Consider the following 20,208-nt stretch of genomic DNA (forward strand, 5'->3'; position numbering starts at 1 on the left):
TGCAGCTCCATCCCCCTATCACAGAATACTGAGATTTATCGGGGCTGTCGCGCTTTCATGCCGAGACGAATCTCCGGTGGTCCGAAGCCATAGGGGGAAATCCTGTGGATGACTGGACGTGCGCAGCCAGGTCGAGCAGGGCCATGTGACGGATCTGCGGCGCGGCAGCGCGGCGGGACACTACCGTTCGGCGTACGAGCCCGGCAGGGTCCGGTCGAGTCGCGCAGGCAGCCACCAGTTCCAACGGCCCATCAGCCGCATGAGCGCCGGGACCAGCAGGAGCCGCACAATGCTGGCATCGATCAACACCGCGAGCGCCAGCATGAAACCCAACTGCTTGATCTCCAGGACGCCGGTGAACATGAAGGACGCGAAGACGACGACCATGATGGCCGCCGCGGCGGTGATGACCCGGGCGCTGCGGGCCAGCCCGAGACGCACCGCCCGGCGGTTGTCGCCGCAGTGCCGCCACTCCTCGCGCATCCGCGAGATCATGAAGATCTCGTAGTCCATCGACAGCCCGAAGACCAGGGCGAAGGAGAACAACGGCAGCATCACCTGGACGAAGCCCGTCCGACTGGCCCCGACCAGAGCGGCACCGTGCCCGTCCTGGAAGACCAGCACCGCGGCGCCGAACGCACCCGCGCAGGTCAGCAGGTTCATCAGCACCGCTTTGAACGGCAGGATCAGCGACCGGAAAGCGAGCAGGAGCATCACCCAAGACGTGGCCAGGACCGCGGCGATCACCAGCGGCAGCGCGCGTGAGCTCTCGTCGCTGATGTCGACGATCTGCGCCGCGGTGCCTCCGACGTTCGCGGTCAGGCCCGCCCCGGCGAGGTTCGCGCGGGCCGCTGCGCGCAGGTCGCGCACGAGATCGGCCGTTTGCGCGGAGTCCGGCGCATAGCGCGGGCGCACCGTGATGACGGCGACCGTGCGGTCGCCCGACACGAGCCCGGCCACCGCCGCGGGCGCGCCCGCGGCCGCGCGCACGAGATCATCGGCTGCGTGCGCGCCGTACAGCTTGTCGAGCACCGTGGTGACGGACGATGCCCCGGCCACATTCGGGCGCGCAGCCGCCTCGGCCGTGAACCGGGCAACGGCGTCCAACTGCGCCCCGGTCAAGGGAGCGCGGGCCGAGGCGACGACAGTCACCGGAGCCGTGATGCCCGGCGCGAACTCGCGCGAGACGAGCGTGTACCCCTTCCCCGCGGGCGAATCCGCCACGGCCCCGGCACCCAGATCGACTCCGTAGCGCAGACCGAACGCGGGCACAGCGAGCGCGACGATCACGAGGACGACCGAACCGGCGACGGCGACGGGCCGGCGCATCACGGCCGCCGCGAGCCTCGCCCACACCGAATGCTCCGGATCCGGCACGTGCTGGCGCGAGCCGAGCAGGGCGAGAACCGGTCGGTTGATCCGCCGGCCGAAGAGCCCGAGCAGGGCCGGCAGCAGGGTAAGGCAGACCGCGAGCATGACCCCCACGGTGGTGGCCAGGCCCAGAGCCATGGAATGGATCTTGGGCGATCGCACCAGCCACAGGCCGGAGAGCGACACGGCGACGGTGGCGCCGGAGAACAGCACCGCGTGCCCTGCCGTGGCCATCGTGCGCCCGACGGCGACGGCCCGGGCCGGACGGGAGGACGCGGCGGTGGGCACGTCGGCGAGTTCCTCGCGGAAGCGGGTGACGGCGAACAGCGAGTAATCGATGCCGAGCGCGATCGCGAGCATGCTCACCGCGGTGCGCGCGAAGACGTCGAAAGAGGTCACGGTGGACGCTACGCCGAGGGCGCCGAAGGCGCCGAGCGCCGCCGCCGCGCCGAGCAGCAGCGGGATCGCCGCCGCGATCGGTGTGCCGAAGGCGAGCAGGAGCACCACCGCTGCCAGGGGGAAGCCGATACGCTCGGCGCGCGCGAGGTCCGCGTCCCCCCGGTCGACCTCCGCCGCCGCCAACGGGGAACTTCCGGTGACGTAGAGCTGCACCTGGCCGGTGGTCAGGTTGCCCGCGAGATCCCGTAGCGGCGCGGCATCCCGCTGAAGCTGCGTGGGGCTGCCCTGCATACTCAGCGCGATGAGCGCGGTGTGGCCGTCGGGAGCGATCAGTTGGGCGGGCGCGTCATAGGGACTCGAAACGCCCGACACGCCGGAAGCGTGCGCGAAGCGCAGGACGGCCACCTGCACGGCCTGCCGGAACGGCTCGTCCTGTACTGCCACCGACCGGGAATGCACTACGACTAGATCTGTCTCGTTCGCCGACCGGGGAAGCCGAGTGGCCAGCAGCCGCGCCGCGGCCTGCGAGTCCGAACCGGTGACGGTGTTGTCGTTGCCGGTCAGGTGCGAGGAGAAGTAGCCGGCCGAGACGGCCGCGGCGGCGAGCAGGACGAGCCAGAAGGCGAGAACCTGCCACGCGTGCAGCGCGCTCCAGACCCCGAGGCGGTACAGCCTGCCGGTGCCGGCGCTTTGCGTGCCCGGCGCGGCGGGCGCGGGAACGACGGTCATCGGCTGGCCCCGGCGACTCGGCCGGCCGCGGACGCGGGCAGATCCCGGCGGATCTCCTGCATGAGTCCGGCGGCCTCGACGGCCGGAAAGAAGTGGCCGCCGCGGAACATCCGCAGGCGCACCGTCTTCGTCGTGTAGCGGCTCCAGGCACGCAGCGCCGGGGCGGTGGCCGCGGTGTCCTCGGTGCCGCCGAACGCTGAGATGGGCGTATCCAGGGCGGGGCCGTCGAGGCACCGGTAGGTTTCCAGGACGGTGAAGTCGGCGCGCAGCGTCGGGAGCATCAGCTCCATGAGTTCCTCGTTGGCGAGCAACTCGGGCGGGGTTCCGCCCAGGGCCCTGAGTTCCTCGATCACCTCCTCGTCCGGGGTGTCGTGCACGAACGGGCGTGGCACCACCGATCCGGGCGCCGCCATGGCCGCGATGAACAGGCGGGCCGGCTGCGGACGGCCGCGCTCGCGCAGCGTTCTGGCCAGTTCGAAGGCGATCAGGCCGCCGAGGCTGTGGCCGAACAGCGCGAACGGCCGGTCGAGCTGGGCGTCGAGCGCGTCGGCGAGCGCCGCGACCAGCGCCGGCATGCGGGTGAACGGCGGATCGGCCAGGCGCCGCCCGCGGCCGGGAAGTTCGACCGGGCACACGTGCACCGCCGGCCCGGCGTACTGCCGCCAGCGGAGGTAAAGCGCCGAGTTGCCGCCGAGGTGCGGGATGCAGAACAGCCGGAACTCGGCGTGCGGGTCGGGCCGCCCGCCCGGCAGCCAGGGATCGTACATGCGGGTGCCTCGTCTCGGATAAGCGGTCGTGGCGGTGGGTCCGCGCGTGCGGCGCGCAGTGGATCAGAGACCTTCTATCAGGTCGCCGGCCAAGTCGAGCACGCCGCGGTCGGGCCGCGCCGCCACCATGCGCACGAGGGCCGGCCAATGGCGCAGCATCGCGGCCAGTGCGCGCGGATCGAGCCGCTCGGGGGAGTAGAGCCAGATGCCGCGCAGCCGGCCCTCGTGCTCTCGCATGATGAGCGAGAGGTCCACCGCGGCGGGCCGCATGTTGATCACGACTTCCGAGAAGACGTAGTCGTCGCCTCCGGTGTCCTGCAGGGAGCTCACCCGCAACCCGTGCAGTTCCAGCTGCGGGACGGTGGCGTTGAGCAGGTTGAACTGGATCCGCATCGGGCCGCCGCCGCCCTCGGCCACGCTCGCCAGTGACCAGAGGGGCGCCGCCTGATGCGCGTAGGCGCCGAGAGTCTCCTCACGCATGTGCGCGACCAGTTCGCGGAAGGAGGGATTGCCGGCCAGATCCGAGCGCGCTATCAGATGGTTGACGAAGAAGCCGATGAGCGGGGCGGTTCCGGGGTGGTCGCGGCCCGCCGCCGGAAAGGTGGTGGCGATCTGGCTCCCGCCGCCGTAGGCCGACAGCAGGACGTGGTACGCCGCCGTGAGCACCATGAACAGCGTGGCGCCGCCCTCCTGGGCTATTTTCGCGAGGGCCTTGGTGGTTTCCTCGTCGACGGCGAAGCCCTGCGTGAATCCGGTGACGGTGTCTGTGCTCTGATGCGCGGGCGCGCGCAGGACCGGCCGCGGCGGCAGGGCTTCCAGACGCCGCCGCCAGTAGTCCATCTGCTCGTCGAGCGCGCCCTGAGCGATCCGGCGGCGCTGCCAGGCGGCGTAGTCCGGGTAGTGCACGGTCAGGGGAGGCAGCTGCGGCTCGCGCCCGACGGCGCGGGACTCGTAGAACTCGCCGAGCTCCGCGACCAGAACGCCGTAGGACCAGTTGTCCGTGACCAGGTGGTGCATCACCAGAGCCAGCACGCTCTCGTCCGGGGCGAGGACGACGAGCGTGGCGCGCACCAGCGGCTCCCGGTCGATCCGGAACGGCCGCCGCTCGTCCTCTGCTATCAAGGTTCTGAGCTGCGCGGCGCGTTCGGCTTCGCCGAGGTGGCTCAGGTCGACGGTGCGCAGCGGCCACGAGCCGGTCGCCTCGACCCGCTGTTCCCATCCGCCGCCGGTCCGCACGACGCGCGCTCTGAGCGCCTCGTGGCGATCGGCGATCCCGTCGAGGCTCTCACGCAGAGCTTTCGCGTCCAGTCGTCCCTTGAGCACCACTGCTGTCAGAACATTGTTGTTCGTGTCCTGTGGGTCGGCGTCGGCGTGAGCGCAGAGCCATTCCTGCGAGAACGACAGCGGGATCGCCGCGTCCCGCGGCGCCCGGGGGATGGGCTCGGCCTCGCTCGCCGCGAAGGCGCCGGGCCCTGCGACCCGCACTGCGAGATCCGCCACGGTCGGGTGCTCGAACAGGTCGTGCAGCGGGAGCTTGACGCCGTGGACCGAGGCGATGTGGGAGATGAGCCGGGTGGCCAGCAGGGAGTGGCCGCCGAGCTCGAAGAAGTTGTCGTGGATTCCCACCCGGCCGGTGCCCAGGATGTGGGCGAACGCCTCGCACAGCATCTGCTCCGAGGGGGTGCGCGGCTCGCCGTCACCGGCGGAGGTCTCGTAGTCCGGGGCGGGCAGGGCGCGCCGGTCGACCTTGCCGTTCGCGGTGAGCGGCAGTTCGTCCATGACGACGAACACACCGGGGAGCATGTACTGGGGAAGCTGTTCGGCCAGGTGCGCCCGCAGGTCCGCCGGCTGCGGTCCCTCGCCCCCGGCCGGCACGAGGTAACCCACGAGGCGCTTGTCGCCGGGTTGCTCCTCCCGCACCGCGACGGCGGCCTGCGCCACCGCCGGGTGGGTGAGCAGGGCCGTTTCGATCTCGCCGAGCTCGATGCGGAATCCGCGGATCTTGACCTGCTCGTCGGCCCGGCCGAGGAACTCCACCGCGCCGTCCGCGCCGCGGCGCACGATGTCGCCCGTGCGGTACATGCGACTGCCGGCGGGCCCGAAGGGATCGGGCAGGAAGCGCTCCTCGGTCAGCTGCGGGCGGTCGAGGTAGCCGCGCGCCACGCCGTCCCCCGCGATGTACAGCTCACCGGGCACTGACACGGGGACGGGCTGCAAGCCGCCGTCGAGGACGTAGGCGCGCGTGTTGTCCATCGGCCGGCCGATCGGCACGGTGCTGCCGACGGGAAGGGCGGCCCGATGGCACAGCGCGAAGGTCGTCGTCTCGGTCGGGCCGTAGACGTGCGTGAAGGCGGTGCCGGGGCACTCCCGCAGCGCGCGGGAGAAAGCCGCGGGGGAGACGGCCTCACCGCCGGTCCACACCTCCTTGAGCCCGGACAGCGCCGTGGGGCGCTGTTCGACGATGAGATTGAACAGGGCGGTGGTCAGGAACACCGCGGTGACGCCGTGGCGGCGCACCACCAGTTCGAGCGCTTGCGCGTCGAGGTTGCCGGGCGGGGCCGGCACGACCGTCCCGCCGGAGAGCAGCGGCACCCAGATCTCATAGGTGGAGGCGTCGAAGGCGGCGGGCGAATGCATCAGTACCCGTTTGTGGTCGCCCTCGCTCCAGCGCCGGTCGAGTGCGAGCCCTGCGACGTTGCGGTGCGTGACCGCCACGCCTTTCGGCCTGCCCGTGGAACCCGAGGTGTACATCACATAGGCGAGGTCGTCCGGGCCGATCGGAGCCGGCGTGACCCCTTCGCCGTCGTCACCGGGCGGCTCGCGGTGGTCGACGGCGACCACGTGGGGCACGTCGACCGGGCACGGCGTCTCGTGGTCCGTCAACAGGACCGTCGCGCCGGTCTCGCGGACGATCAGCTCCATGCGCGACGCGGGATACCGCGGGTCGAGGGGCACGTACACACCGCCCGCCTTGGCGATGGCGAGGATCGCGACCAGCAGGTCGGTGCTGCGCTGCATCAGGACCGCGACGGCGCTCTCGGCGCTCACCCCCAGCGTCTGAAGGCGCCGTGCCAGCCGGTTGGCGGCCGCCTCCAGCCCGGCGTAGCTCAGTTCGTCATCGCCGCTGACCACCGCGATCCGCTCCGGCGTGCGCCCGGCCTGCGCTTCGAAGAGCTGCGGCAGGCTCGCTTCGGGCAGCGCGCGGGCGGTTTCGTTGCAGCCGGTGACCAGCCAGTGGCGCTCCTGCGCGCTGAGCAGGTCGATGCGATCGATCGGTATGTCAGGGTCCTCGGCGGCCGCGCGCAGCACCCGCTCGAGGCGGTCGACGATGCTGCTGACCGTAGCGCGGGTGAACACGTCGGTGTTGTATTCGGCGATCCCTTCGATGCCGGCCGGTCCGGCGGCCGCGTCGCGCAGCTGCGTGACGGCCAGCGCCAGGTCCATGCGCGCGGTGCCTGTGGCCGTCGGCAGAACCCTGGCATGCAGGTCCGGAAGTGCCAGCGTCGCTTCGGGAGTGTTCTGCCACGAGAGGACGACTTGGAACAGCGGGTGGTGCGAGAGCGAACGAGTCGGCTTGAGCGCCTCCACCAGCGCATCGAGGGGCAGGTCCTGCTGGGCGTAGGCATCGAGGCTGCGTTCGCGCACCTGGTCGAGCAGCGTGCGGAAGCTGGGCGCGCCGGAGGTGTCCACCCGCAGGACCAGGGTGTTGACGAAAAGCCCGACCAGGTCTTCCGTGGCCTCGTCGGCGCGACCGGCCGTGGCGGCGCCGATCGGGATGTCGTCGCCCGCGCCGAGGCGGTGCAGCAGTGCGGCGAGCGCGGCGTGGACAAGCATGAACATGCTTGCATTGCTGGAGCGCGCCAGATCGGCCAGGCGGCGGTGCAGGCCGGCGTCCCAGCGGAAGGTCACGGTCTCGCCGCGATGGGAGGCTTGGGCGGGGTGCGGCCGATCGACGGGCAGCGCGATCCGTTCCGGCATTCCGTCGAGGGCCGCGCGCCAGTACGCGAGCTGCCGGGACCAGAGGCTCTCGGGATCCTGCGGATCACCGAGCAGTGCCTCCTGCCAGAGGGTGTAGTCGGCGTACTGAACCCGCAGCGGTTGCCAGTCCGGGCGGCGGCCGGACCTGCGGGCGCGATACGCGGCGACCAGGTCGCGGGCCAGCGGGGCCAGGGACCAGCCGTCCGCGGCGATGTGGTGCATCACCAGCACCAGGACGTGATCGTCCGGGGCGAGGGCGAAAAGCCGCCCGTGCAGCGGCACGCGGGCCGAGAGGTCGAAGGCGTGCCGGGCCTCCTCGGCCACCGCCCGCGCGAGCTCGTCCTGGCCGATCGCGGTGACCGCCAGTTCGATCCCTGCGTCCGACGGGTCGAGAATCCGCTGGTAGGGCACGCCGTCGGTTTCCGGGAACGTGGTGCGCAGCGCCTCGTGGCGCTCGACGACATCGGCCAGCGCCTCGCGCAGCGCCTCGACGTCCAACCGTCCCGACAACCGGATGGCCAGCGGGATGTTGTAGGTCGCCGAGGGCCCTTCGAGGCGATGCAGGAACCACAGGCGCCGTTGGGCGAAGGACAGCGGCAGCCGCGACGGCCGGGAGGCCGGCAGCAGGGCCGGGCGCGCGCCGTCCGCCTGGCGCAGCCGCCGGGCCAGGCCCGCGGGCGTCGGCTCCTCGAACAGGGTCCGCACACGCATCTCGACGCCGAAGGCGGTGCGCGCCTGCGCGATCAGGCGTGTGGCGAGCAGGGAGTGTCCGCCGAGGTCGAAGAAGTCATCCTGCGCCCCGACGACCGGTACGCCCAGCACGCGGGCGAACAGGTCGCACAGCGTCTGCTCCGTGGCATCGCGTGGTGCGACGTAGGCTGCGGCCAGCGCATCACGGTCGAGCTCGGGCGCGGGCAGCGCCTTGTGGTCGGTCTTGCCGTTCGGCGTGAGGGGAAGAGCGCCGAGGAACACGAACACCGACGGAACCATGTATTCCGGCAGTTTGCGGCCGAGCGCCTTGCGAAGCGTGGCGGGCAGCGCCTGCGGGCCCGTGTCCCACTCCTCGCCCGCGGTCACGACGTAGGCCACGAGGCGCTGGTCCCCCGGGACGTCCTCGCGCACGATCACCGCGCAGTCCCGGACCGCCGCCTGCCGCGCCAGCACGCTCTCGATCTCGCCCAGCTCGATCCGGTGGCCGCGCAGTTTGGTCTGGCGGTCCAGCCGCCCGAGGTATTCGATGCTTCCGTCGTGGCGGCGGCGCACCAGGTCGCCGGTGCGGTAAAGCCGGACGCCGCCGGGCGCCAGGGAGCTGGTGACGAAACGCTCGGCGGTCAGCTGCGGCCGTCCCAGGTATCCGCGGGCCAGCCCGTCGCCGCCGATGTACAGCTCACCCGGCACGCCCGTCGGCACCAGCCGCCCGTTCGCGTCGAGAACGTGCAGCTGCGTGTTGGCGATCGGTTCGCCGATCGACACCGGGCCGCGTGCGACGCGGCAGGCCGACGACCAGATGGTGGTCTCGGTGGGTCCGTACATGTTCCACAGCGTCGCGCCGGTGTCGAGCAGGCGATCGGCCAGTTCGCGGGGCAGCGCCTCGCCGCCGGCCAGCGCCCGCAGCCCGGCCCCGCCGCTCCACCCGAAGTCCAGCAGCATCCGCCAGGTCGAGGGGGTGGCCTGCAGCATCGTCACCTCGCCGCCGGCCAGCGCCTCGGCCAGGAGCTTGCCGTCGGTCGCGACCTGCCGGCTCGCGAGCACCACCCGCGCTCCCTCGGCGAGCGGCAGCAGGAGTTCGAGCATGCAGATGTCGAAGGAGAACGTGGTGACGGCGAGCAGCACGTCCGAGGGTCCGATCCCGGGCCGCTGCCTCATCGCGAGCAGGAAGTTGCTCAGCGCCCGGTGGGGGATCTGCACGCCCTTCGGGCGCCCGGTCGAGCCGGAGGTGTAGATGACGTACGCCAGATCCTCGGGGTGGACGCTCACGCCCGGATCGTCACAGGGTTCTGCTTCCAGCTCGTCGCGGATCGCGTCCACGCACACGGGCTCGGCCCCGTGCGCCGTGATCCGGCCCAGTACCTCTCGCTGCGTGAGGAGCACCCGCAGGCGGGAGTCTTCCAACATGAAGGAGATGCGCTCCGGCGGGAAGCCCGGGTCGATCGGGATGTAAGCGCCGCCGGCTTTGAGGACGGCGAGCATCGCGACGACCATGTCCGGGCAGCGTTCCATGCAGATGCCCACGAGGGCATCACGCGTGACGCCGAGTCGGGTCAGCCGGTGTGCGAGCCGGTTGGCGCGCCGGTCGAGTTCCCCGTAGGTCAGCAGCTGGTCCTCGTACTGCACGGCCGGCGCGTCCGGCTGCCGTCGCGCCTGTTGCGCGAAACGCCGGTGCGCGGGCAGGGCTTCGGGCCACGCGCACGCGGTGTCGTTCCACTGCCGCAGCAGCCGCTCCTCTTCCGCGGCGCCGAGCATGGGGACGTGCGCCACCGGACGGTCCGGTTCGGCCGTCAGGTTCTGCACCAGCACCGCGAGGTGCTCCGCCATGCCTTCGGCGCTCGCCCCGTCGAACAGGTCGCTGTTGAACTCGAAGCAGCCGCTGAGTCCTTCGCTCTGTTCGAAGACCTCCAGCGTCAGGTCGAAGCGGGCGGTACCGCTGTCTATCTCCAGCGGCTCCAGGCGCAGCCCGGCGGCGTCGAGCCGCGGGACGGGGATGTTCTGGTAGATGAAGCAGACCTGGAAGATCGGGGCGCGGGAGAGGTCCCGCGGGGGTCGCAGCTGCTCGACCAGACGCTCGAAAGGCAGTTCCTGGTGGGCGAAAGCCCCGAGGCACACCTGCCGCACGCGCCCGAGCAGGTCCCGGAAGCTCGGATCGCCGGACAGGTCGGTGCGCAGCGGCAGCATGTTGACGAACAGGCCGATCAGCGGTTCGACCTCGGGACGGCCGCGGTTGGCCACGGGGACGCCCACGACGAGGTCGTCCTGCCCGCTGTAGCGCCGCAGCATGACCTGAAAGGCCGCCAGCAGCGCCATGAAAGGTGTGACGCCTTCCTGCCGGCACAGTGCGCGCAGCCGGTCGGCCGCCTGCGCGGACAGCCGGAAAGGGCGGGTACCGCCGCGCGTTCCGAGGACGGCGGGACGTGGATGGTCGGTGGGCAGATCCAGCGTCGGCGCAGCGCCGTCGAGGGCGTCCTTCCAGTAGGCGAGATCGGCGGCGAGCGCCTCGCCCGCCAGCCGCTCGTGTTGCCAGGCGGCGTAGTCCGCGTACTGGATCGGCAGCGTCGGCAGATCGGGCCGCGCGCCCGAGCGCATCGCGCCGTAGAGCCCGGCCAACTCGCGGAAAGCCACGGCGGTCGACCACAGGTCGCCGACGATGTGGTGCATGGTCAGCAGCAGCACGTGCTCACGCGGGCCCAGGCGCAGGAACTTGATGCGCAGCAGCGGGCCCTTACGCAGGTCGAACGGGCGGGTGAACTCCTCGCGCGCCAGCTCGCGGATCGCCTCCTCGCCCTGCGCTCCCCGCAGGTGTTCCACGTCGACGACGCCGAACTCCGGTTCGCCCTGCGCGGCGATCACCTGCACGGGCTGCCCGTCGATCTCGTCGAAGGTCGTGCGCAGGGACTCGTGGCGCCGCGCGATCTCCTGGCAGCAGCGCCGCCAGAGTTCGAGGTCCAGCTCGCCGTGGACGCGCATCGCCCCGGGGATGTTGTACGCCGCGTTGCCGGGAGTCAGCTGCTCCAGGAACCACAGCCGCTGCTGGGGGAACGAGGCGGGAAAGGTGCGCGCCTGCTGTTTCTTCTGCTCGAGGCGCCGCGCGAGCAGTGCGCGTTTCTGCGCGGGCGTAAGCGCCGCCAGATCGATCGACGTCATGCCGGGCTCCCCTCTCGGTCGTCGTCCGGCCGGTCGCCCTCGGCGACGAGCAGGTCGCGCAGCATCGACTCCACCTCGTCATCGGACAGGTCGTCGATGTCCGGCTGCGCGGCGTCGGACTCGTCCCGGCGCACCGGACGGATGCTCTCGTGCGTCGCGGCGGTCTGCGAGGCGGCGAGGAGCGCCGCGGCCGCGGCCACGGTGGGGCGCTCGAAGAAGCGGCTGAGGTCCAGGGCGGTGCCGAACCGGGCCTGGATGCGCGAGCCGATCTGCACGGCCGCCAGCGAGTGGCCGCCGAGTTCGAAGAAGTCGTCGTCGACCCCGACCTGCTCCACGCCGAGGACCTCCTGCCAGATGGCGGCGAGGGCGCACTCCTGCTCGGTGGCGGGCGCCGTGTAAGGGGTCTCCAACGCCGGGCGCGGATGCCGGCCGGGTGCCGGCGCCAGGCTCCCGGCTTCGCGCGCAAGTGACTGCGGGTTCAGCGAACCGGCGAGCCGGCGCAGCCCGGCCAGGTCGCGGTGCGCGACGACGATCTGTTCGGGCAGTTGCGGCGCGGCCAGCAGCCGGGAGAAGACGGCCAGGGCGTCCTGTTCGCTGATGCCCTCGGCGAGCAGCGCGAGCGCCCCGGGCGCGGCCTGATCCTCGTGCGCCGCGTCATCCTCGTGCGCCGCGGGACCGGTGGGCGCCACGGCCTGGTCGATCTGGTCGAGCAGGGCGTCGATGTCGTTGATCCGCTTGATCGAGAAGCCCTCGACGCGCACCAGCGGCCTGCCGTGCGGGTCGAGCATGTCGATGTCGCAGGTCAGCATCTCCCCGGAACCGTTGGCCGGCTCCTTGAGCTCGACACGGCAGTGCACGGTGCGTGTCAGGGCCCCCATGATGCGAAGGCTGCGATAGGTCAGCGGCAGGTAGTAGATGTCCTCGGCGTGCAGGCGGGCGCTCGCCCCCGCCACGTCGAGCAGCGCCGGGTGCAGCGGGTACGCGTCGAGGTCGCCGGCGAACTGCGCGTCAAGCTCCAGGGTCACCAGGAGCCTGCGCTCGCCGGCCTGGATCCGGCGCAGGCAGCGCCACCGCGGCCCGAACGCGAACTCGATGCGCCCGCCCTTTTCGACGAGATCGAGTTTGAAGCGGTGCTTGATGTCCTCCTCGTCTTCCAGGACCTCGGTGACGGCGCATTCGCGCAGTACCTCGTCCAGATCGCGAGGCGTTTCCGGCGTCCGCTCGGGGAAGCTCACCCAGCCGCCGGCGTGCTCCAGCCACGATCCGGGTGCCCCCGGGGCCGGGCTCTGCACGGTGAAGCGCACCCGGTCCTCATGCGACTCCACGGTCGTGAACAGCCGGCGGGACTGTCCGTCCGGCACGATGAGCGGCATCGAGAACACCACGTCGCGCAACTCGATGGCGCGGCCCGCGGCCTGGTCCGCGACGGCGGCGCGCACCAGCTCCAGATACGCGGTGCCCGGTACGAGACCGTGCCCCATGATGCGGTGCTCGTCGACTATCCAGCTCTCGGCGGTCGTCAGGGTCGTGGCATATGTGCGTGCTGTGTCCGTCGCGCGCACGAGCTGATGCAGCAGCGGCTGCCCGGTCGGCTGCGCCCCGCCGCCCAATCGCGCCGCGAGCCCGGCCGCCATGCCGACGCCGCGCCAGGTGTCCCAGGCGACGGAGGACACCGCGGCGCCCGTGGTCTGGCGCTTCCACTGGGCGAATCCGTCGAGGAAGGCGTTCGCCGCGCAGTAGTCGCTCTGCCCCGGGCCGCCGAGCACCGAGGTGAGCGAGGAACACAGCAGGACGAAGTCGAGATCCTCGAAGCGGCACGCGCCGTCGAGCACCAGGGTGCCCTGTGTCTTCGGCGCGAGCACCGCGTCCGCGTCCTGCCGGGTCTTGCCCTCGATCAGCCCCCGCGAGGCGACCCCGGCGGCGTGGATGACCCCGTCGAGACGCCTGAAGCGCTCGCGCAGCAGCTCAACCGCCCGGCCGGTCTGCCCGGCGTCCGTCACGTCCGCCTGGAGCAGGAGCACCCGGGCCCCGCTGTCCTGCAATGCGCGTAGCTGGCCGATCACGCGGCTGGTGCGCTCGTGCGCGCCATGGTCCTCCAGCCACGCGGACCAGTGCGCTTCGGCGGGGAAAGGCGAGCGGTGCAGAAGGCCCAGCGCGGGGCCGTCGACGCTGCGCGCGATCTGGCGTGCCAGCGCCAGACCGACACCGCCGAGCCCGCCGGTGACGAGGTAGACGCCTGAGTCGCGCAGCCGGCCCGCCCCTCCCGCCGCGAGCTTGGACAGTCCGGGCTTGGACGGTGCCGGCTCGGACAGTGCAGGCTCGGACAGTGCAGGCTCGGACCGGGCCGGACCGGCGGGGGCCGGTCCGATCCGCGCGGCGTCGAACTCGCGAGTCCACCAGTGCCGGCCCCGCAGCGCGAGGTCCCGCTGCTGCGTCGTGCGCCGAAGCACGGCGTGCACCCGGCTGACCGCGTCGTCGGCCGGGTCGCGCGGGTCCAGCCCGGTCACATCCAGCGTGCGGCAGGCGACCCCGGTGATCTCCTGCGGGATGACCGTGCTGGCGCCGAGAAGCAGGCAGTTCTCCGGCCGCAGCCGCTCCCCGCCCGTCACGGCGTGCACGCCCTCGCAGAGCACGTCGATCGACACCGGACACTCCAGGCCGGCGCTCGCGATGCCCTGAGCGAGGGCGAGCAGGCTGTCGAAACCGAACCGGCGCGACGCGGCGATCCGTTCGGCGTCCAGCTGCCCGTCCGGGGCGTCGCCCAGGCTCCAGAGGTGCACGACGCGCACTGCCGCCGGCCGCTCGGCGCGCACCGACTCGAACAGGGCTGCCACGTGTTCCCGGTCCGCCGGATCCACCCGGCGCCGGCCGTCGTCCTGTGCTCCCGGTTCACCGGCGAGGACAAGCACCACGCCGGCGCCGTCGTCCTGCAGACGGCTCGCCAGTGCGCTGCTCAGCGGCAGGTCGTCGCCGAGCAGCACCCATACGGCCGGTGCGGCGTCGGGGGCGGGCTCGCCGAGCGGGGGCAGGCGCCGCCAGCCGGGGGTGTAGAACCAGTCCTCCATCGGGACGGCCGCTTCGGCCGGGCGCCCCTCCTCGTGACCGGGTGCGGGATCCGGTTGCAGCCAATAGCGCTGCCGCTGGAAGGCGTAGGCCGGAAGCGGCAGCACCCGGTGCTGCTCGCCCGCGTGCAAAGCGGACAGGTCGACCGGGACGCCCGCGTTCCAGAGCGAGGCGAGCGCCGTGAGCATGTGCTCGCGATCGTCCCGCTTCTCCTTCGGGTGCCGCAGCGAGCCGGCCAGCGTCCGGTGCTCACGCCAGCCATCGTGGCCGCGGGCGAATCCGCCGAGGGTGTTGCCGGGTCCGCATTCGAGCAGCACGAGGTCCGGGTCGGCGAGCAGTTCTCCGAGACAGTCGCGGAACCGCACGGTCGCGCGCAACTGTGCGCCCCAGTAGCCGGGGTCGGTGGCCTGCTCGTCGGTGATCCACGTGCCGGTCAGGTTGGAGCAGAACGGGACGGCGGGAGGGTTCAGATCGACCTTGCGCACCTCGGCGGTGAACGGTTCCACCGCCTGCTGCACGCTCGCCGAGTGGAAGGCGTGCGACGTGCGCAGCGCGCGCGTGGTGATCCCGGCCGCGGTCATCCGCCGCTGCAGCTCCTCGATCGCGGGCAGCGGACCGGAGACGGCCGTCAGCGCGGAGGAGTTGACCGCCGCGAGGCACAGCTCGCCGGTGAGCCAGGCCTCGCACTGCTCCTGGGGCAGGAACACCGCGAGCATCCCGCCGGGCGGTGCCTCCTGCAGGATCCTGCCCCGGACGGCGACGAGGCGGGCGGCGTCGGCCAGGCTGAAGACCCCTGACAGACAGGCCGCGGCGAATTCGCCGATGCTGTGGCCGGCCATGGCTCGCGGCGCTACGCCCCACTCGCGCCACAGCTGTGCGAGTGCGTATTCGACCGCGAAGAGTGCCGGCTGGGTCACCGAGGTCTGCTGAAGCTCGCGCGCCGCCTCCTCGGCGTCCCGCTCCACGCGGGCGAACAGCAGCGTGCGCAGGTCCTCGCCCAGGTGCGGTGCGAGCAGATCGGCGCACGCGTCGAACGCACTGTTGAAGGCGGGTTCGTGTTCGTACAGGTCGCGCGCCATGCCGGCGTACTGCGCGCCCTGGCCGGGGAAGAGCAGAGCCACCGGGGCCGGCTGCTCGGCGGCGCGCACGGCCTGATCCGGACCGACGGCGCGCAGCGCGCGTACGGCCGCCTTCGGGTCACTGCACACCACCGCACCGCGCTGCTCGAAGGCCCTCCTGCGGCCGAGGGTGAAGGAGAGCTCTGCGAGGTCCGTATCAGGATTCTGTTCGAGATGGTCGGCCAGCCGCCGCGCGTTGTCCGCCAGCGCGGCGGCCGTGCGGCCGGAGAGGGCGAGCAGTTGCGCGGGCCGCCGGCAGTGCGCTGCGCGCGCCTGATCGGGCGCCTCTTCGAGCACGACGTGCACGTTGGTGCCGCCGATTCCGAAGGAACTGACCCCCGCGCGGCGCGGCGCGCGGTCGCCGGGCCATGCGCGTAGCTCGCTGCTGACGAAGAACGGGCTGTTCTCCAGGTCCAGCCGCGGGTTCGCGCTGTGGAAGTGCAGCGACGCGGGGATGACCCGGTGCTTGAGCGCCAGGACGGTCTTTATCAGGGATGTGACGCCCGCGGCGGCGTCCAGGTGGCCGACGCTGCTCTTGACCGAGCCGATGGCGCAGAACCCGGTGGCGTCCGTGTGCTCGCGGAACGCGCGGGTGAGCGCCGCGATCTCGATCGGGTCGCCGAGCGGTGTTGCGGTCCCGTGCGCCTCGACGTAGCCGATCGTACGCGGGTCGACCTCGGCCACCGCCAGCGCCTCGGTGATGACCTCCGCCTGGCCCGCGACGCTCGGCGCGGTGTAGCCGGCCTTGAGCGCTCCGTCGTTGTTGATCGCCGTGCCGCGGATCACCGCCTCGACCCGGTCGCCGTGCTCGAGCGCGTCGGCCAGGCGCCGCAGCACCACCACGCCGATTCCGTTGCCTGCCACGGTGCCGTCGGCCTCGGCGTCGAACGCCCGGCAACGGCCGTCCCGCGACAGGATGCCGCCCTGCTCGTACACGTATCCGCCGCGCAGTGGAACGCTGACCGACACGCCCCCGGCGAGCGCGATGTCGCACTCGCCGTTGAGCAGGCTCTGGCAGGCCAGGTGCACGGCGGTCAGCGACGTGGAGCAGGCCGTCTGCACCGTCATCGCGGGGCCGGTCAGACCGAGCTTGTAGGACGCCCGCGTGGCGAGGAAGTCCTTGTCGTTCGCGAGAAGCGTCTGGTACTCGCCGTGCGACGCGACGTCCCGGCGGCTGGCCATCACGTTGAACAGGAGATACGAGTTCAGGCTCGACCCGGCGAACACGCCGATGCGCCCGTCGAACGCCGCCGGGTCGCAGCCGGCTGATTCCAGCGCCTCCCAGACGCACTCGAGGAACAGCCGGTGCTGCGGATCGAGCATCTGCGCCTCGCGCGGGCTGTAGCCGAAGAACCGCGCGTCGAAGAGGTCTGCGTCCCGCAGCACGCCCTTGGCCTTGACGTAGTCCTCGCGGGCCAGCTGCCGCGGGTCCACCCCGGATTCCAGCAGCTGTGCCTCGGTGAGGAAGGAGACCGCCTCGCGGCCGTTCCGGAGGTTCTCCCAGAAGGCTGCGATGTCGGGCGCCTCGGGGAAGCGGCCGGCCATCCCGGTGATCGCCACGTGGCTCGGGATCGCGGTGGCGTCGGACACGTCGGTCACCTACCGTTTCGTGAATTCATGCGTCGGGCGGCCGCCTGGTCGCGCTGCGGGGTGGAGCGCCGGCGGCTCTCGGCGCGTTCCGAACCCGCGGCGGGTGGCGCGGGCGCGGTCGCGTCGGGGCTGAGGTGCGCGGCGAGAGAGGCGATCGTCGGGTACTGGAACAGCTCGACGAGCGAAACCCGGTACCCCATCGCCTCCAGCCGCGTGTGGACCTGCGCCATCAGCAGCGACTGCCCTCCGAGGTCGAAGAAGTTGTCGTCCCGTCCGGTCCGCTCGACGCCGAGCAGATCGCACCACATGGCGGCGATCCGCCGCTCCAACCCGTCGCGCGGGGCCGCGTACCGGGTCGCCAGTTCGGGCCGCGCCGTGTCGGGCTCCGGAAGCGCACGGCGGTCGACCTTGCCGCTCGGAGTCAGCGGGAACCGCGGCAGTACGACGAACGACGAGGGCACCATGTAGTGCGGCAGCCGCTGCTTCGCGAATCCGATCAGCTCGCTGATCACCGGTTGGTCGTCCGCGGTCAGGTACGCCACGAGGCGCTGCTGCGGGGACGCCCCGTGCGGCATGACGAGGGCCTCGCGCACCCGCGGGTGCTGTCGCAGCACCGATTCGATCTCGCCCGGCTCGATGCGGAAACCGCGCAGCTTGACCTGGTGGTCGAGCCGGCCGAGGTATTCGAGCGCGCCGTCTTCGCGCAAGCGGGCCAGATCACCGGTCTTGTACAGTCGCGCGCCCGGACTGCGGTCCAGGGGATCCGCGATGAAGCGTTCCGCGGTCAGCCCCGGTTTGCCGAGGTAACCGCGGGCGAGGTTGCGTCCGCCGATGTGCAGTTCACCGGGCACGCCGATCGGGACGGGCTGCAGACGGCGGTCCAGCACCCGGATCAGGGTGTTTGCGATGGGGTGGCCGATCGGCACCGGACGCGGGTCGCCGTCGCGCCGGCAGGCCCAGGCGGTGACGTCGATCGCCGCCTCCGTCGGACCGTAGAGGTTGTGCAACTCGGCGTCACAGCGGCTGAAGAACAGTTCCTGAAGTTCGCGGGGCAGCGCCTCGCCGCTGCAGATCACCCGCCGCAGGTTCGTGCACTGCTCGACGTCCGGGGCGCTCAGGAACGCCTGGAGCATGGATGGGACGAAGTGGACGGTGGTGATGCCCTCCGCGCGAATCGTCTGTGCCAGGTAGCGGGGATCCCTGTGCCCGTCCGGGCGCGCCACGACGAGGGTCGCGCCGGTCATCAGCGGCCAGAAGAACTCCCAGACCGACACGTCGAAGGAGTACGGCGTCTTCTGCAGCACCCGGTCTCCCGGCCCCAGCCGGTACGCGTCCTGCATCCAGAGCAGGCGGTTACGGATGGCGGCGTGGACGTTCATCACCCCTTTGGGTGCGCCGGTGGATCCGGAGGTGTAGATCACGTAGGCGAGGTCCTCGCCGTCCACGGGCACACCCGGGTCGGCGACAGGTTCACCCGACAGCTCGGCTTCGAGTTCTTCGACGCACAGCGCCGCGCAGTGCTCGGCGGGCGGTGCGTCGAGGACCGCGCGCTGCGTCAGCAGCACCGGAACCTTCGCCTCGGCGAGCATGTGCTGCAGGCGGGCCCGCGGCAGGTCGGGATCCAGCGGCAGGTACGCGCCACCGGCTTTGAGGACGGCCAGCAGGCTGACCACCATCTGGGTGGACCGGTGCATGCAGACGCCCACGACCGTGTCCCGGTTCACGCCCAGGCGCCGCAGCCGGTGGGCGAGCCGATTGGCCCGCTCATTGAGCCGGCCGTAGCTGACGGCGCTTCCCTCGAAGCGCACCGCCTCGGCCTGCGGCGTGCGCCGCGCCCACTGCTCGAAGCACTCGTGGACCCAGCCCGCGTCGGGCCACTGGCGCAGCGGGCCGCGCCCGGCGGCGTCGATGCGTGCCCGTTCCGGCTCTTCGAGCAGATCGAGGCGGCTGACCGGCAGGTCCGGCCGGTCGGCGACGCACTGCGCGAGCCGCTGGAAACGCCGCGCCATGCGCTCGATCGTCGGCGCGTCGAACAGGTCGCGGTCGTACTCGAACCAGCCGGACAGCGCGCCGTCGGCGTCGAAGGACTGCAACTCGAGATCGAAACGCGACCCGTGGTTCTGTACCTGCAGGCGCTCGAGTTCGATGCCTGCCATGCTGGACGCGGTGACCGGGTCGGCCTGGTAGGAGAAGCAGGCCTGGAAGACGCGCGGCCTGCTCAGGTCGCGCGGAGGGTTGAGCTCCTCGACGATCCGCTCGAACGGCGCCTGCTGGTGCGCGTAGAGGCCGAGGCAGGCGTCGCGCACCTGCCGCAGCACCGTCGCGAAATCGGGGTCCGCGTCCAGGCGCGTACGAACCGGCAGGGTGTTGACGAAGAATCCGATCAGCGGCTCCAGCTCGGCGCGATCCCGGTTCGCCGTCGGCACGCCCACGACCACGTCGTCCTGACCGCAGCAGCGGTGCAGCAGGACCTGGAAGACGGCGAGCAGCACCATGTACGCCGTGGCGCCGTGGCGCCGGCCCAGTTCGGTCAGCTCGCGCATGAGCGGCGCCGCGAGGTCCACGTGCTGCGCGGCGCCGCGCAGGCCCTGCACGGCGGGCCGCGGACGGTCGGTCGGCAGCGCGAGGGCGTCGGGCGCACCGGCCAGGTGTGTGCGCCAGTATTCCAGGTGCTCCCGCAGGTTCTCCGCGCGCAGTTCCCGCTGCTGCCAGGCTGCGAAGTCGCCGTACTGGATCTTCGGCTCCGGCAGCGGGGACGGGCGCCCGGCGGCGTAGGCCGCGTAGAGCGCCGACAGTTCGGAAAGCAGTACCCCGACGGACCAGCCGTCGGAGACCAGGTGGTGCATCGCGACGGCCAGGACGTACTCGTCGGCCGCGGTCCGCAGCAGGGCCAGGCGCAGCAGCGGCCCGCGGGCGAGGTCGAACGGGCCGCCTACGTGCGCGGCGATCGCCTCGTCCAGGTCACCGGCGAACGCCCGCCCGTCCGCGCCGCGCAGGTCGGTCTCGGGCAGGTCGAGCACGAGCTCGCGCGCCACGAGCTGCTGCGGGCTGCCGTCACGGATCCGGAAGGTCGTGCGCAGCGACTCGTGCCGGCGCACGACCTCGTTGACGCAGCGGCGCAGCAGCGCGGCGTCGGGCTGCCCGCGCAGGCGCACGGCGGCGGGCACGACGTAAGCGGGGTTGCCGGGCCGCAGCTGTTCGTAGAACCAGATCCCCTGCTGCATCACCGAGAGCGGGAACGCCGTCTGCGCGGCGCCGGCCTCCTGCAGGAGCTTTTCGAACAGCACCCGTTTCTCGGGGGACAGCGCCGCGAGCCGGTCTTCGAGCTGCGACAC

The 20,208-nt window shown here is 71.9% G+C and carries 5 protein-coding genes; all 5 read right to left on the reverse strand.

Annotated features, from left to right (window positions below; all coding sequences use genetic code 11):
* Positions 1–180 precede the first annotated feature (180 nt).
* The 5 genes from KGA66_RS07915 to KGA66_RS07935 all read right to left on the reverse strand — a co-directional run bounded on the left by KGA66_RS07915 (position 181) and on the right by KGA66_RS07935 (position 20,208).
* Positions 181–2,499 carry an MMPL family transporter gene (locus KGA66_RS07915; RefSeq protein ID WP_211466208.1) on the reverse strand — a complete coding sequence of 773 codons (2,319 nt, stop codon included), beginning with the start codon at positions 2,497–2,499 and terminating at the stop codon, positions 181–183.
* Positions 2,496–3,266 (reverse strand): thioesterase II family protein, encoded by a 771-nt coding sequence (locus tag KGA66_RS07920; protein ID WP_211466210.1) that lies wholly within the window; start codon positions 3,264–3,266, stop codon positions 2,496–2,498. The genes KGA66_RS07915 and KGA66_RS07920 overlap by 4 nt, the downstream gene beginning before the upstream one ends.
* Positions 3,267–3,329: 63 nt before the next feature.
* On the reverse strand, positions 3,330–11,102 hold the full coding sequence (locus tag KGA66_RS07925; protein WP_211466212.1) for a non-ribosomal peptide synthetase: 7,773 nt from the start codon (positions 11,100–11,102) through the stop codon (positions 3,330–3,332).
* Positions 11,099–16,882 carry a type I polyketide synthase gene (locus KGA66_RS31475; protein WP_211466214.1) on the reverse strand — a complete coding sequence of 1,928 codons (5,784 nt, stop codon included), beginning with the start codon at positions 16,880–16,882 and terminating at the stop codon, positions 11,099–11,101. The genes KGA66_RS07925 and KGA66_RS31475 overlap by 4 nt, the downstream gene beginning before the upstream one ends.
* On the reverse strand, positions 16,879–20,208 hold the full coding sequence (locus tag KGA66_RS07935) for a non-ribosomal peptide synthetase (RefSeq protein ID WP_211466216.1): 3,330 nt from the start codon (positions 20,206–20,208) through the stop codon (positions 16,879–16,881). Before KGA66_RS07935 ends, KGA66_RS31475 begins: the two co-directional genes overlap by 4 nt.

It is taken from the genome of Actinocrinis puniceicyclus, assembly GCF_018283645.1.
Classification (GTDB): Bacteria; Actinomycetota; Actinomycetes; order Streptomycetales; family Catenulisporaceae; genus Actinocrinis; species Actinocrinis puniceicyclus.